General features: G+C 48.0%; 17 protein-coding genes and 1 tRNA gene. 9 read left to right on the forward strand and 9 right to left on the reverse strand.

All coding sequences use genetic code 11. From position 1 onward, the window contains the following. Window positions 1–17 precede the first annotated feature (17 nt). From M0L20_RS16865 to M0L20_RS16875, 3 genes are all read left to right on the forward strand, one after another. Window positions 18–605: a phosphatase PAP2 family protein gene (locus tag M0L20_RS16865; protein WP_248478133.1), complete on the forward strand. Its 588-nt coding sequence runs from the start codon at window positions 18–20 to the stop codon at window positions 603–605. Window positions 606–707: 102 nt separating this feature from the next. Continuing rightward, entirely contained in the window at window positions 708–1,505 is a 798-nt protein-coding gene (locus M0L20_RS16870) for an enoyl-CoA hydratase/isomerase family protein (RefSeq protein ID WP_248478135.1), read from the forward strand. A 71-nt stretch (window positions 1,506–1,576) separates the two neighbouring features. Next, window positions 1,577–1,650: transfer RNA gene (locus tag M0L20_RS16875), tRNA-Arg, on the forward strand. Window positions 1,651–2,177: 527 nt separating this feature from the next. On the opposite strand, the gene M0L20_RS16880 is transcribed toward M0L20_RS16875, so the two are convergent. Continuing rightward, window positions 2,178–2,846 (reverse strand): hypothetical protein, encoded by a 669-nt coding sequence (locus M0L20_RS16880; protein ID WP_248478136.1) that lies wholly within the window; start codon window positions 2,844–2,846, stop codon window positions 2,178–2,180. Between the two features lie 628 nt (window positions 2,847–3,474). On the opposite strand from M0L20_RS16880, the gene M0L20_RS16885 reads away from it, so the two are divergent. The 3 genes from M0L20_RS16885 to M0L20_RS16895 all read left to right on the forward strand — a co-directional run bounded on the left by M0L20_RS16885 (window position 3,475) and on the right by M0L20_RS16895 (window position 6,648). Then, window positions 3,475–3,963 carry a hypothetical protein gene (locus M0L20_RS16885; RefSeq protein ID WP_248478137.1) on the forward strand — a complete coding sequence of 163 codons (489 nt, stop codon included), beginning with the start codon at window positions 3,475–3,477 and terminating at the stop codon, window positions 3,961–3,963. A gap of 1,571 nt (window positions 3,964–5,534) precedes the next feature. Then, complete coding sequence (locus M0L20_RS16890; protein WP_248478138.1) at window positions 5,535–6,080, forward strand: hypothetical protein; 546 nt, start codon at window positions 5,535–5,537, stop codon at window positions 6,078–6,080. A 352-nt stretch (window positions 6,081–6,432) separates the two neighbouring features. Continuing rightward, window positions 6,433–6,648 (forward strand): hypothetical protein, encoded by a 216-nt coding sequence (locus M0L20_RS16895; RefSeq protein WP_248478139.1) that lies wholly within the window; start codon window positions 6,433–6,435, stop codon window positions 6,646–6,648. A gap of 8 nt (window positions 6,649–6,656) precedes the next feature. Here M0L20_RS16895 and M0L20_RS16900 read toward each other — a convergent pair whose 3' ends face one another. After that, on the reverse strand, window positions 6,657–7,019 hold the full coding sequence (locus tag M0L20_RS16900; protein ID WP_248478140.1) for a LytTR family DNA-binding domain-containing protein: 363 nt from the start codon (window positions 7,017–7,019) through the stop codon (window positions 6,657–6,659). Between the two features lie 471 nt (window positions 7,020–7,490). Between M0L20_RS16900 and M0L20_RS16905 the strand changes: the two genes are divergently transcribed. Further along, complete coding sequence (locus M0L20_RS16905; RefSeq protein ID WP_248478141.1) at window positions 7,491–7,940, forward strand: response regulator; 450 nt, start codon at window positions 7,491–7,493, stop codon at window positions 7,938–7,940. A gap of 100 nt (window positions 7,941–8,040) precedes the next feature. On the opposite strand, the gene M0L20_RS16910 is transcribed toward M0L20_RS16905, so the two are convergent. After that, entirely contained in the window at window positions 8,041–8,307 is a 267-nt protein-coding gene (locus tag M0L20_RS16910) for a hypothetical protein (RefSeq protein ID WP_248478142.1), read from the reverse strand. A 189-nt stretch (window positions 8,308–8,496) separates the two neighbouring features. Here M0L20_RS16910 and M0L20_RS16915 point away from each other — a divergent pair, with 189 nt between their 5' ends. Continuing rightward, window positions 8,497–8,742 carry a hypothetical protein gene (locus M0L20_RS16915; RefSeq protein WP_232561706.1) on the forward strand — a complete coding sequence of 82 codons (246 nt, stop codon included), beginning with the start codon at window positions 8,497–8,499 and terminating at the stop codon, window positions 8,740–8,742. A 50-nt stretch (window positions 8,743–8,792) separates the two neighbouring features. On the opposite strand, the gene M0L20_RS16920 is transcribed toward M0L20_RS16915, so the two are convergent. Then, complete coding sequence (locus M0L20_RS16920; RefSeq protein WP_232561705.1) at window positions 8,793–9,173, reverse strand: response regulator; 381 nt, start codon at window positions 9,171–9,173, stop codon at window positions 8,793–8,795. A gap of 244 nt (window positions 9,174–9,417) precedes the next feature. Here M0L20_RS16920 and M0L20_RS16925 point away from each other — a divergent pair, with 244 nt between their 5' ends. Continuing rightward, window positions 9,418–10,713, forward strand: coding sequence for a sensor histidine kinase (locus M0L20_RS16925; RefSeq protein ID WP_248478144.1), 1,296 nt, complete (start codon window positions 9,418–9,420; stop codon window positions 10,711–10,713). A gap of 203 nt (window positions 10,714–10,916) precedes the next feature. On the opposite strand, the gene M0L20_RS16930 is transcribed toward M0L20_RS16925, so the two are convergent. The 5 genes from M0L20_RS16930 to M0L20_RS16950 form a co-directional block, all read right to left on the reverse strand. Further along, entirely contained in the window at window positions 10,917–12,158 is a 1,242-nt protein-coding gene (locus M0L20_RS16930; RefSeq protein WP_248478146.1) for a phage integrase SAM-like domain-containing protein, read from the reverse strand. Next, complete coding sequence (locus M0L20_RS16935; RefSeq protein WP_248478148.1) at window positions 12,151–12,426, reverse strand: hypothetical protein; 276 nt, start codon at window positions 12,424–12,426, stop codon at window positions 12,151–12,153. The genes M0L20_RS16930 and M0L20_RS16935 overlap by 8 nt, the downstream gene beginning before the upstream one ends. A 70-nt stretch (window positions 12,427–12,496) precedes the next feature. Then, a complete protein-coding gene (locus M0L20_RS16940) occupies window positions 12,497–12,859 on the reverse strand; it encodes a LytR/AlgR family response regulator transcription factor (protein ID WP_232561701.1) in 363 nt (120 codons plus the stop codon). Beyond that, entirely contained in the window at window positions 12,856–13,548 is a 693-nt protein-coding gene (locus M0L20_RS16945) for an antA/AntB antirepressor family protein (protein ID WP_248478150.1), read from the reverse strand. Before M0L20_RS16945 ends, M0L20_RS16940 begins: the two co-directional genes overlap by 4 nt. Before the next feature lie 2 nt (window positions 13,549–13,550). Beyond that, a complete protein-coding gene (locus M0L20_RS16950; protein ID WP_248478152.1) occupies window positions 13,551–13,985 on the reverse strand; it encodes a hypothetical protein in 435 nt (144 codons plus the stop codon). Window positions 13,986–14,048 lie beyond the last annotated feature (63 nt).

Consider the following 14,048-nt stretch of genomic DNA (forward strand, 5'->3'; position numbering starts at 1 on the left):
TTTTTCACCCGCTGCTAATGCCGACGCTGTTGTTCGGCATTTTATTGTATCTAACTCCTTCGGTTCTTGGGGTCGATGCTTTTTCGGGTACACTTCGAATCAGTCTACTGGTCCTTATCTTCATCGGCACGTTTGCTGTTCCAGCGCTGCTCATTTACTACTTGTTTCGCAGCGGTTACGTCCGAACGTTACAACTGGACACCTTATCGGATCGTCGATTGCCTTACTTTCTAACGGCTTTTGTCTATACAGGAGTGACATTCCTGTTCGCGTTTCGAATGCAGCTGCTGTCGAGCATTGCCCCTGGAATAGCCATCCTGCTGGGTAGCATAACCGTTTCGATTCTGCTGGTTGGGCTTATCAGTCTATACTGGCAGATTAGTGCACACAGTGTCGGCATCAGCGGAGTCGTGGGAGCAGTAGCTGGTATCATCGTAAAGTCGAGTCAGACGGACCTCGTGCTGGTTCTGCTCATTCTGATCATGTTAGCTGGGATGATCGCCAGCGCCAGACTTCAACTCAACGCGCACACGCCCGACCAGGTAGGAGCCGGATTTGCACTCGGTCTGAGCATAAGTGTGCTTACGGTATTGTTTGTCATGTAGGATCAGTCAGGTACCGCAACGGTACCAGGTTACTAGGGCATTTATTTTGTTGTGTCTGGTAAAAACTGTATGCTTGCTACTCGTTTCTAAAAGATCCGTCTCATGTTTGAAAACCTTATTTACGAGGTTGTTGATGGCATATGTCGCATCACGCTTAATCGGCCACAGGTGTACAACGCACTGAGTCCTGCGTTGATCAGCGAGATAACGGCCGCTGTGACTACCGCCGGTAATGATAACCGTGTTCGTGTTGTCGTGCTGACAGGAGCGGGTGACAAGGCGTTTTGTTCTGGCGCCGATCTGAAAGAAGGCTTTAGTCCTATCAGTGCTGAGAAAGGTCAGCTCAATCTCGGGGAGTCGTTGCGCAATGGATACAACCCGATGATCAAAGCCATGCGGGATCTGGCAAAGCCGATTGTGGGGCGGGTCAATGGTGTAGCGGCTGGCGCTGGTTGTTCGCTGGCATTAGCCTGTGATATCGTCATTTGTGCTGATGAGGCTTATTTTAGCCAGCTATTCGTCAACATAGGGTTAATGCCGGATGCGGGTTCTACGTTTTTTCTTCCCCGGTTGATCGGCTCCCAGCGTGCTTTTGAGCTATGTAGCACGGGTAAGCGGGTATACGGTCCCGAAGCGGCTCAGCTTGGATTAGTAAGCCGTTCGGTTCCTGCCGATAAGTTAGACAGCGCAGTGGATGAAATAGTCGCTTATTACGCTACTGCACCTACCCAAGCGATCGGTGCAATGAAAAAAGTTTTGAATCAATCGCTTTATTCTGATCTCGACCACCAGCTAGAGCAAGAAGCTGAAAATCAAGATAAATTAGGTCATTCTACGGATTTTCCGGAAGGGGTAGAAGCTTTCCTTTTGAAACGAAAAGCAAATTTTTTAGGCGTATAGCTTGACAAGGGGCATTTTTCTGTCTACTTTTGCACTCCCAATCAACGGGAAAGAAACAAAAAATAGAGTACGCATTCGTAGCTCAATTGGATAGAGCACCTGACTACGGATCAGGAGGTTTGGGGTTCGAATCCCTACGAGTGCACTTGATAATCAGCCAGTTAACTAGATAGTTGACTGGCTTTTTTATTTTACCTCGCCCAAAGACTCGCCCGTATTGGGCTACTTACGATACTATAGTTCTTCGTTTTTCATGCATCTGGGTTCGCTGAAACGTTCAACGATAGGGGAGTGGTGAAATACAGATTTACCCAGTACGTTAATTCATCCTTAGCCTTGATCAGTGTAAGCAGCCCTCCGCTTCAATTTCTTAGAACACAACGCCGAAGTGAAACAATAACATAGTGCTTGTCAATCCCAATGGCGCTAAGGCTTTAGAGTCTAATCCAAACACAAATCTGATCACTCAGCTTATGAATAGATTATCCTACAATTAGTCAACAGGGAGTCTAGCTAACTACCATTTTAATCTACGGCCAACTATCAAACCGGTATTACTGCCGGGTTCTACATCTTATCTGCCTTGTATCGACTAGGCTTGGAAGATATTTTGACATTAGACAATTGCAAAGCTGTTGACATTTCATTTGTCAGTGTTCTATAATTTGACACTCATAAAGAACTCGTCTTTGAAAACTTTAATTGATTATCTCTGTCTCGGTTCAATTCATAGCTATTAAGAATCTCTTTTCTTTTGTTGAAATGATTGAAAGCGTAACTACTTGAAAAAGTAGCTAAAATTAGAGAGATAATAACTATATAAGTAACCTCTGGATGTGTGGTATGGTATCTGAACCAAGATAGAATAGAGGGAATGCAGGTCGATAACATAACGCATAAAAAAGCGTAATCACTTAATCTTCTAATCTTCAAAGCCTCATTCATCCAGCCCTGATCTTTGCAATGCCACGCTGGAAAGAATTTGTCGGTATCTCTTTCCCACTTTTCACATTCTCTACAGAAGGCGCTTAGTAGTCCAATTGTTATATCGTTATGACTATTCCATAAAGCGAATGGAAGTGCCGCAAGAGGTAACAAAAAGCCAATCCAATGCCCAAACATCCATTCTTTATCATTAGCGGTTGTATTGCTTATGGCAAAGCTAAAGGCAATCCAAGTAAAGGTGGTAAAGCTTAAGTGAACCTGTTGCCTGGCTTGTATTCTTGTATTTAGCTCGGCCCAAGCATAAGAGTATCGAGTACTTATTGGGACTACTTTGGGGAGTGCGTTATCGGCTGATGATGTATGGCTATCTGCTGAAGCTGTAGAGGTATTGGCCATAAAAAAGCGGTTGAAAAACTTGTGGATAGGTGTAACACGGCTTAAGTTATAAAAAGATTATGATATTATATATCAATGAATCCAGTGCCATACTTTCAACTTTTTATTACTGTTAAAAAGATCACAAAGCAGGCTGTTATTTAAATAAAGCTATTGATGGACAAGCTGTTTTAACTCACTTGAGTCTGTAGCTGCTGATTGATAGCTAGTGACTCTCAGTTGACTTTCTTTGTCTAACACTGTAAGGTGAAGTTTCCTAGTATTCGCTACTTGTAAAGCGGGCTGAACGTGCGCTTTTGCAAAAATGCAAATACATTGCAATAGGAGAGGGAGCCATAATTGCACAAATGCAACTGCTCTGCAAAGCGAGTGGTAAACTAGTCAGCTGTCGCACATATACGATAGCGATACGACAGCAATCTACTTTGGCCTCTTCTACTTTCGCATATGTGCGACAGCAATACGACTTCGACTAAGCTTACTATATCGCCCCCTGTCAGGCTATCACTCTTTGACAATACCCGATTGGTACTAACGCTTGGGTGAGTTTAGCATCAGAAAGCAAACAGCCTTCCGGCTATCGCTGAATTGATTACATTGTAAGTCTAACTTTGACCCCAGACATACTATGGCAACTCTACCCGGCACAGACATTGAACTTGGCAAATGGTACCCCGCCACTCAGCCCCCGCCTGACCTCTACGTCGAACCACTGATCAATAAATACGCAATGATTCTGAATATAGTCGGGTTTGGCCCTCTACCCGGCTTCTATATGCATCAGGACGGCAAGTTCTATTGGCATTGTGAGCGTTATGACGACTTTGATGACGAGCGGATGCCTGGATGGAGCCGTTCGCAGGAAATCAACAACAACCTTGACTGGGTAACTGATGAGGCAAAGTCGGTAAACGCCTGGATGCTGATACCCGATGCGCCGGAGGACTTCCCCAGTGTTCAGGACGACGCCGTTAACTCGTATGTGGGTACCCTGCCAACAGACGGCGACAATGACAAGTACGACATTGATGAAGACGAGGACGATATTGATGATGGCTTTATAACCGGCCCGGCAGGTGGTCGTCCTTTACACCCTATCAACCCAAGCCTAAACTGATTGGCCTGCCGAGGCAAAGGCAGTGAAAACGCAGTGAAAATCGAAGCGTTCAATGGAAACAGCACAGAGGGCAAGAATCGCCCTTTCCAGTGTTTCTATGATTAATGCACGGTCATTTCGCGCGCGCACGTGAGGAAACCTTACATTATAGAGCGATCGATAACGCAACGAAGCTTTGGCGTACCATCCTCACTTTCGACAAAAGAGGGTAACTTAACTTTATGTCTTTTGTCGAAAGTGAGGATAAATGATTTCATCTTACATAATCTATGACTTTTGCTAACAGGCAAGCGTACCTCGAACAATCGAAGTTTATGCGGGTCCGCTTCATTTCTGTCACAGGTTGCCAATAACTGTCACAGAAACCTTCCCTATGATTTTTTCGGAGTCAATTCACGCATGTGTAGTGTAGCTGCATTGAGTTTTCCGAGTCCATAAAAAAGGCACACAGAGCGATCTGATGATTTATCGACGGTCAAATATGGATATGCGAGTAAAGTACCGTTGAGTTTCCGGAGCCCATAAAAAAGGGCGCTATTAACCATTTAGATGATTGGTGTACGGTCAATTGCAGAAGTATCAATCATAGCTCTCTCTGTCAGGAATGGTAGTCGCTGTTCTCATTGATGCCCGGAAGGTTTATTTGATCTCTATAGCTAGGCCTACTCCAACAAACTAAGTTATTGCACACCGCCACACGCGTGCGCGCCCGCACGAGCCTCGGCCTAATGCTAGTTCATTGAGTTATTTCAGTCCGTATAGAGCCAACTACCTTTTCTGCTCAATTGAAGTGTTTTGCAAGTCAGTCTACGAAGGCGGGGCCCAACAAACGAAGAGTTTTTTCAGTCAGTCTATAAGACAGGCAAAAACAGCGTTTTGAGCTAATTGAAGAGTTTTCGGAGTCCATAAAAAAGGAATGGCGAAAAACTTGGTCTAGAGCGAAATGAAGTTTATTTGGGTCAGTCTACACGCGCGGGGCCCAATCGATCGAAGAGTTTTTTGAGTCCATAACGCGTATGTACCAAAACAAGCCAGGTGAAGTTTAGGCGAGTCCATAAAAAGACGTATGTGGACAACGCCATGATTTTTCGGGAATCAATACGCATAGGCGAATAGAGCGAAATGAAGTTTATTTCAGTCCATAAAAAAGGCTAGCCGATAAGCGCTTGTTCAACCTGGCTAGGATTAATGCACGGTCATTTCGTGTGTGCGTCTGTAAAGCCCGATCCGCTACCAATGAAGTAAGCTTGTCTTATCCATAAAGGGAGAATGCTTATCAATGAAGGTTTTTCTGACATCATATCGCCTGCGCACGAGCCGAGCAACGTTGAGTTTTTTGACTCCATAAAAAAGGCCTGTAGGATCAAGCTTATGATTTGTTTGATATCACATCGTGCGCAGGCGACTCTGCGCAATTGAAGAGTTTTTTCAGTCCATAACGCGCATGATCGTCGAGAGCAATTAGCCTGCTCTGAACGGTCACCCATTTGACTCCGTTGGTTGACAAGGAAGAGTTTTTGCCCATCTTCCTTAACAATTTAGGTTTCAAAAGTCTAAAAACTCGATCCGCTATGCCCCGTATTGCTCAATGTCCCACCACGATTGATGACTTACTTTACCTCAGCACAGCAACCGTCAAACAATCCGGCTGTCTAATTGACGGTAAGACACACCAACTTGGATGGAGCCGTAATGGTGAACGAATCGCCACGATTGATGTAGCCGCCAGCCTGAAGGCAAAATGCCTCATGCTGCGCTACTCGTTTCGAGGAGAAACCAAGTTGCACCGCATTGATCTGCTGATTACACCCAGCAACCTGGGCAAGGGAATCGTATTGTACTTTGTTTGCCCGATTACCGCCAAGCGCTGCCGGAAGTTGTACATGGTCGATGGTCGGTTTGTTTCCCGCTATGCGCTAGGGGACACCTACTACGAAAAACAGCTTTGGTCAAAACGGTATCGGGATCTGGATAACACAATGGGAAGGCAATTACGGGGCGACGATTTTGAGTTGTATCAGGAGACCTTCGGACCTTATGCCAAGCGGCACTACCGGGGCAAACCCACAAAGCGGGTGTTACGCTATCAACGCCTGACGGATCGTTTGTATGGCTGATAGTAAAACGTTCGATTTAAGGCGCTTTTTGTGGTCAGATGAATTAGAGTGCGTTTTACTGTAGATCGTCGCGTGACGGGGCTAATTTTACGCTTCTGCGCCTATCAGTGGTTTTGATTTGTGACTCTGTAAATGTGAAGGGATAATCAGAGCGTGTCAAGTTCGCATATTTGCGAAGGTTCAAGGCTATTCTTCTATTTTGGTAGAGCAAACAGCTATCGCGTATATACGAAGGTTATAGAGTACTGACTAGTCTGGCTAGCTAACTAATTTCCTTCGTATACACTATAGCCGAATCCTCACAGTTCTTGCTTACCGCTGTCCGGAGTCGATGGGAGCTGGTTGAGTAGCGATGAGGCAAAAGCAATCAAAGGCGACCCTGATGGGGCGTTCCCTGGTCATTGGCGCATTCATTGGCGTGATGCTCTACGCTGGAATTACACTCTATCTGGGTACGCTGTCCGCTACGGGTGCGGGAGCGACATGTCTAGCTGCGGTTCTAATTGTATTGCTGGTGCTACCCCGCATCGGAAAAGGAAAGCGTCCGGACAATGACCGTAGCCTGTAGAAAAAACGTTAGTAAACCTCAGAACGAACTTGAAAACTCTGCGTTTGGAAGGCAACCATGCCTAATCGAGTGCGTACGTCGTCAATACGTCGGTAGGCCAGTTGGATCCGATGCCCATTACTCATCACAACAAAAGCCTCTTTAGCCTTATACTGCTCGAATTGAGTGATGTGATCCGGATTGATCAATACTGATTTATGAATGCGAATGAAGGCAGGTAAGTATGCTTCGACGCATTTGAGTGTTTGAGAGACTAAGTACTCCTGGCTATTGTCAAAATAAAAGCGGGCATAGTTGCCATCGCCTTCGATCCAGATAATCGACTGAATGGCTACTCGTTTTTCTAGGCCAGCTAGTTTGAGCGTTGGCATAAGCAAATTTAGATGATGAAGCGGAGAGTTGGTCCATAGAGCAAGATTTATAGCAGCGCCGATTGTGTTTCAAGCGTTCGTTAAATCATATACGCCCTTAGTAACTAGCTGGATTTCTTGGTTTCATCTTAAGGTTTATCGCCAATGAGACCCAATGCGATATAGTTTCGAGAGAGGGAATCTATCTGGGAAGTATTTAATACAAAAAAGGTAAAATGGTACACAATCATTTTTAATGTATTTCGTAGAGGTTTGGCTAAAACCCTTTAAAGTCAACAGTTTACCCTCAACCGAAAACTTGGCACAATTTACGCAGCATAATGTTAACATATGTACTTGTCGACTCCGTTTAAAGGAGCATAGCTATAGAAAGATTAACACTACTCAACGTTTTAAAATTAAAAGCCTGATTCCTCATGGATCGGGCTTTCTTTTTTGAGAAATAATACACTCTTTTTTTGCTCATTATTTATGGTTGATTCAACCCAAGTTGATCCCTTCGATCAGATGCCCATCATTCATATTGAGAATGATGTTGACGATCATTACCTAATCGAAAAAGCACTCCAGACAGCCTTGATTCGTAACCCGGTTCGTTTTTTCAGGGATGGCCAGCAGGCGCTGCTGTATTTGCAGACAACCGAGGAGGTCCCGCTGGTGATCCTGTGCGATGTAATCATGCCGGGTATGGATGGGTTTGAATTACGCGATCGTATTGCCGCCGATCCTGTTCTGCATATGAAGGCGATTCCGTTTGTTTATTTCTCGACCTGGGGAAACAAGGCCTTGGTTGAAAAGGCTTATCAAGGGCCTGTTCAGGGCTATCACCTGAAAGGTCGAAGCTTCGCTGATCTCCAGTCCGAGCTTAGCCTGATCGTGGCGTACTGGAAGCGGTGTCTGCATCCGCGCAGTTTTCAGTAACAGCCGTTTTGGACTCGGTCAGGCAACTCTTAGCGGGAAAGATAGCCCTACATTCGCCTACAACTCTGCAAAGTGGTATTGGTCAAAAAACGTATCTCGTTCAAACCAGCTCGAACTGTTGCTGAAAGATGCGATCCGGAACGGCGGTGAATTGTCCTTTATCCAAACAGCGCACCCATGAACCAGGCATCACGAAGATAGAAACGGACTGGCCTTTGCGATCGGTGATAAACAAGGCTTTGCCGGTTGGTTCGAAAGTGGCTTGTGAACCGCCACAATGGACTAGAAACGTGTTGAGCGCCTGTTGATCGGCACTGCTCCGGTAGAAAAAGCAAGGCTGAGCCTGTTTAGGCTTACAGATGAGCATGAAGATTTATACAAGTTACGGTAGGTACGGCTAGTCGCTAACGACTAAACGGACTTAAAAATACGCATTCAAGCGCGGGAAAGCTATATCGATATCGTCTTTCGTCGCTTTGGCTATTCGCCATAATCATAAGCTTGCCAATTTGGTTATTACTACCATTTAGGGTCGACTGGGTAAAACGACATGATAATGGCACTAGAAAACGATCGAGCCACGCTTGCCCGAGAGCAGGCAAAACAGGTTTGTCAAAAAGGACTGCTTTGTGCGCGTCAGGCGATTGAGCGCCAGACGCTAATTAACAATCGAGTAACCCAATTGGCGCAGCGTTTAGGGAGTATACAGATAGCAATCAATCACCTCAAGCAGCCCAGCCGCATGGGTCGGGCCAGGAACAAACGAAACGCGGGTTGTTGTAAGCCAAACCGTTATTCCTGATTGTCGTCACTTGGCCCACGCGACTAGGCGAATTAGTGGCCGTCAGTGGCTCAAAGCCAGCGCTGGCAAATCGCTCGTAGCGAAGCCGAATACGCACGCCAGTCCAGACAACGAATCAGCACCATATCAGCCCCTTCCCCATAGCACGCTTCCACCTCCTGCTCAGAGGCATCCGCTGAAATGATCACGACTGGAATCGTTTGCCAGTCCAGATGCTGTTTCAAGCCTTTGAGCGTTTGGTAGCCATTGAGCAGGGGCATATGCAGGTCCAGCAAAATGAGTTGGGGCAACTCCGTTACGGTTGCCATATGTTGCAACAGATAATACCCATCAGGCAACGATTGAATGGGGTCTTTATAATGACAATTTCGTTTTAGGGTCTGTTCGAGCAGAAAACGGTTATCGGCCTTATCATCGACAATATAAATCATAGCGGGTGTAATCAGCTGGTTAAGCTAGGGTAGTAACGAGCTACCTAATGAATTACTCCCGCCACTCACCAAATGGTGATTAAACGGCAGCCACAACGCTAGGAAATCACCAATGCCAGGTAAAGAGTCATGAACCAGGACTAATCCGCGACCCCCAACCCGTTACCCGCTTAACGGTGTGGCTAGTAAACCTTTCCTCCCTAGGCACGTTGTCACTAGCTCATCGTCTTGTTCAACAGGGTTTATGGCTAAAGTAACCGATCCGTATGGCGATCAAATCAATCAGCTCAAGGAGTACCTGTACGCCCTCCGGGAGTCCATTCTCAATCAGTGGCGAACCCGTTGTTCGATTGATGAGGACCTGCACACCCGAACCAGCTTTTCGCGCGAAGAGTTTAACGACCAATTGCCCGTCCTGCTGAATATCCTCACCCAACGTCTTGCCAGTGAGCCCCCCGAAACCGACCCCGTCGAGAGAGCCGGTCAGCACGGACTCCACCGCCGGCAGCGCGGCTATTCGCTGGCGGAGCTGATGAATGAACTGGCCAAATTCTACGCAATTCTTGAGGAGGAGATTGGGCAGTTTCTTGACCTGTATCCCCAAACTTTACCTACAGTTGTGGCCCAGGCTCACAGTCAACTGCTGCGACTCTCCCAGGAGATGGGCATGGGCAGTGTGATGTACTACGACCAGCTTCGCCAGACCGCCACAGCCGAACAGGTACAAACCCTGGAGTTATCGCTCGACAAGCTGCACCAGCTCACCAAACAACGGGGCCATCATCTGCGGCAAGCCTCCCATGATTTGCGGGGTAGCTTTGGTATTGCCAGCAGTGCCGCTCAGCTCCTGCAACTGCCAACCGATGAAGCACAACGAACGCAGTTTCTGGATATGCTAAGCCGCAACCTGAAGGATACCGAGCACATGCTCAATCAACTGCTGGACTACTCGCGTCTGGAAGCGGGCCAGGAAAGCCTCCATAGCAAGTCGTTTGATGCGGCTCAACTGCTGCACTCCCTAGTTAAAGGCGCTCAGAGTGTGGCCAAAAGCAAGAATCTGCTCTTAAAAGCAGACGGACCGGATAAATTGGCCGTAGTAGGTGATGAGCTAAAGGTGCAGCGGTTGGTGCAGAATTTGCTGGTCAATGCCCTCAAATATACCCAGCAAGGTTGGGTAAGCGTTTCCTGGGCGATGGAAAACGATACGCGCTGGATCATCAGTGTGCAGGATACGGGGCCTGGTTTCAGCGCTGGCCCCACCGCTCTACTAGCCGATCAGTTGCAATCCTTAGCGCAGCCGACCAGTTCGCACCAGCCGGAAGGCCCCGCCACCTATCCCAGCGATGCCATACCGGCTACCAGCGAGCAGAAAGACCAGCCCAGTCAGCCCAAAGCCGATGGGGAGGGCATTGGGCTGTTTATTGTCAAGCGTTTATGTGAGTTGATGAAAGGCAGCATGGATATTGAAACAAGTGATCGGGGTACGTTGATCCGCATTCGGTTGCTGGTCAATCAACGCCTATCCGAGCAGGGACGCTAAGCTGACAGCCCAAGTCGCCGTTGCGCTTATAGGGTTTATAGGACTAGGCTTTACCCGTGCCTACTTAAGGGTCTGCCAACGGCTAGGCATCCGGTGAGTGCATCCATATTGATATAGCTGATACGATGGATCTCTCGTCAAGTGCTATTATCATAGGGCGCGAGGCCAATCCGTTCTCGCGCCCTACGATAATAGTCCATTATTTATGAGGCTTTAACGATCTGCTTAAACGGAACCCGATCAATCTGTCGACGCATCAAGTCCGTAGGGAACTCCGCCAGCAACCGCTTGGGTCTGGTCTTACGATACGGGGTTAGCTCTTTGGCGTTCTTCTGGCCCATTGCGACGATGGTAGCCTCCTCCGATAAACCCACTTCGTTGATACACCAGTCAGCAAATGTCTTACGGGCCGTGTGTGAGGTGATCCGCTTGTCGATGCCTACCGAGAATATGATTTGACGAAGCAACGGATTGTAGTCATCAAGTGCGGGTAAGGGCAGGTTGATACCCTTGTACTTATCCATCAAGGCCCAAACCCGTTCCGTAACGGGAATACAATACTCTGTTCCGGTTTTCATCCGGTAGCCGACGATACAATGCTTGCCCTCCACCAGTTGCAGGTTCTTAGGAGACAGAACTTTCATGTCCTGATAAGCCAAGCCTGTGTAGCAAGCAAACTCGAAACAGTCCGCCACCTCCCGCATTTGGGGCAGTAACACCGCTTCCCGCAAAAGGGCCAATTCCTCTTGTGTCACACATTCCAGGTTAGGCGTTTTGTCAACTCGTATCCGAATGTTCATTAAGGGGTTTTTATGAATCAATTCGCTCTCAGCCGCCCATAAGAGTAGCGTTTTGACTACCTGACAACTTTTGTCGGCGTTGCGGTCAGAGTTGTTCCGCTGCGTGATTAAGTACGTCCGGTAGCGTTTCAACGTGCCGGGAGTAAAGTCAACGGCGGGCAGGTCTGACGCGTTTTCGGACTCTAAAAAAGCCAGTAGCGGACGAATCTTAAACCGATACGTATCGACGGTCGAAGCTTTGGTTTTTAAAGCAACCTTCTCTTCCAAGAACTTGTCAATAAGTGACGTAAACGTGAGTAGCATCCGCTGACCGTGTTTAACGACGCCTTTCAAGCCGTTGGCGGTCATTTTATGATCGAAGCTTTCGTGCTGCGCGTACACCTCTTGTAGCTTCTGCTCACAGTCGGCAATGGCCTTGTTGAGCAATACAGCGTGTGGAGACTGTGGCTTTACTTTTAGCTTGCGCTTGTCCCAATGGTCGCGCTGAATCATCACTGATTTGGGTAAACTTGAATCAGCGACAGATGTAACCGTACCGAGCGTTATGCGTTTACCGTTGACCGTTACCCGAACGTTGACCGAGCCGAGCGTAGGGTCTACGGTAGACTTCCGCAGATAGAAGTTAATGAACAGTGAATTATACATTGGCCTGTCCTCCTTTCTGCGCATCCACAAGCTTCAAGATGATGGCACTAAAGAAGTCGTCTAAGCACTTGTAGTGATCGCAGGACCGCGTACCGATGTCGCCACGTTCGACGTAGGCTAAAAACCAGTTTCTTACCTCTTCCCGCGTATCATTCATCATCGGCAGGTGGTTCATCATATCGACTAAGCACGAGTCTTCGCGCGTCAGGGTAAGCTTACTATTGACAACTAGTTGTGTTGTTTCGTTGGTGTTGGCTGGGGTGTTCATCGAAATCATAGATTAGATAGTGAAGCTGAACCGGATTGGTCAGCACAAGAAACTGGAGTGATAGATTTTCTTACAGGAAGCTAAGCGGGCTGAGCTTAGCACAGATAGCGGCTCGCTGCCTACGGGACACCGGTACACTGAAGCCCGTTGTGAGTCGAAGCAGCGCATTGAAACGAACCGAGCCCACCGAACCGGCAACGTAGTGCGGATTGACCAGGTGCGACTTATGCACTCGCCAGAAAGTAGGCAACTGCTTCGCCAGTACCGACAGGCCTTTAGCGATCAAATGCGCACTACCGTCTTTGGTATGAACGATGGCGTAGTTACTGCGCCCTTCGATGCGTACGATCAGATCAGCCGCTATCGCCGATGGGTCCGGTGTTGCAGGACTGACACCTTGGCCAGTCTCACGAGTGTAAATTAGTGCCCTCATTCCTCTTCGTAGGTTAGCTCCGCACTGGCAATAGCGTACACTTTGTCCATGTAGCCTTTACGGTCTACGACATCTAGCCAGCTTTCCCGTTCGGAGCGTTTGTGGGCGCGGATGTTGATCTTGTAGAGGTAGTAAAGTCGGTCGTACACCTTCCGCCAGACTTCCTGCTGACCGACACTCTTAGCCCGGCAGTAAGCGTTGACTAACCGTTGCACTTTGATGCGGGTCGTTTCTTCAGGTAAAGTTTCACTACTACGCGGTATGTCGAGCAAGGAACGAGCGGCCTGCTGCTGAGAATCGATCATTTGCTTGAGCTGCTGTTCCAGATCCGCAATGCGGTGCGCATGATCGACGAGGAGGCTGCTAGGCAGCGCAGACGCTCGTTTGTGAAGCCGCTTCTCGCAGTCGATGAAGTATTGACGAGCCTGTTTGCCTTTCGGCGTCCGTTCAACCATCGATAGCTCTTTAGCGGTATCGAGCGTTAGGGCGTACTCAATCATCCGTCCACCGTTTTCACTATTTTGTGAAACCGATATGTAGTCTTGCCCTTCGACGAGTTCGTACTGGCGTATTCGGTTTTTAATCCAGTCCGCAAACTGTCTTCTGTTACCCAGAAAACGGTGTAATTCACGGGCTGATACAACGGGTGAGCCTTGCCCACCGGTCGTAATGGCGATAAGCTCCTTCATGGCTAGCGGCTGTAGGTCTGGTAGTACTCATTATAGCGCTTGTCGTCCTGCTGTTCCCATTCCTGATAGGATTGGCGGTACTCCTCGGGATCAGCCGTTTGGCAGTAGGCTTGATAATTGGCTCTGGCTGCCGTTTCAAGCGCTGATACCAGTTCGAGCGAGTAGCCTTCCAGTAGCTCCAGATCCCGTAGGTCTTCAACCGTCGATGAATGGTCCTCGGCGCTGTAGCTCTGCAAGAGATTGCGCAGGACGTTGCTTTTATACTGGCTGATGGCCCGGTATATGAGCATAGCTCCCGCTTCCTGGTTGCCGTGACGAACAATCAGCGGAAGCACTAGCGAGTAATTGGTTCTTGGGATGACACTTGGAAATGCGGGTGTTGCTTCGGGTTGGGGCATAGAATCCCTACCAGGCGCATCGTGTGGTTGCGTACTCATCGGATTTAGTTGGTTAGGTTGGCCGTACGAGGCCAGGTTAGATTGATAGTCGATTGAGACCGC

Source organism: Spirosoma liriopis (genome assembly GCF_023196085.1).
In the GTDB taxonomy this organism is placed as follows: Bacteria; Bacteroidota; Bacteroidia; order Cytophagales; family Spirosomataceae; genus Spirosoma; species Spirosoma oryzicola.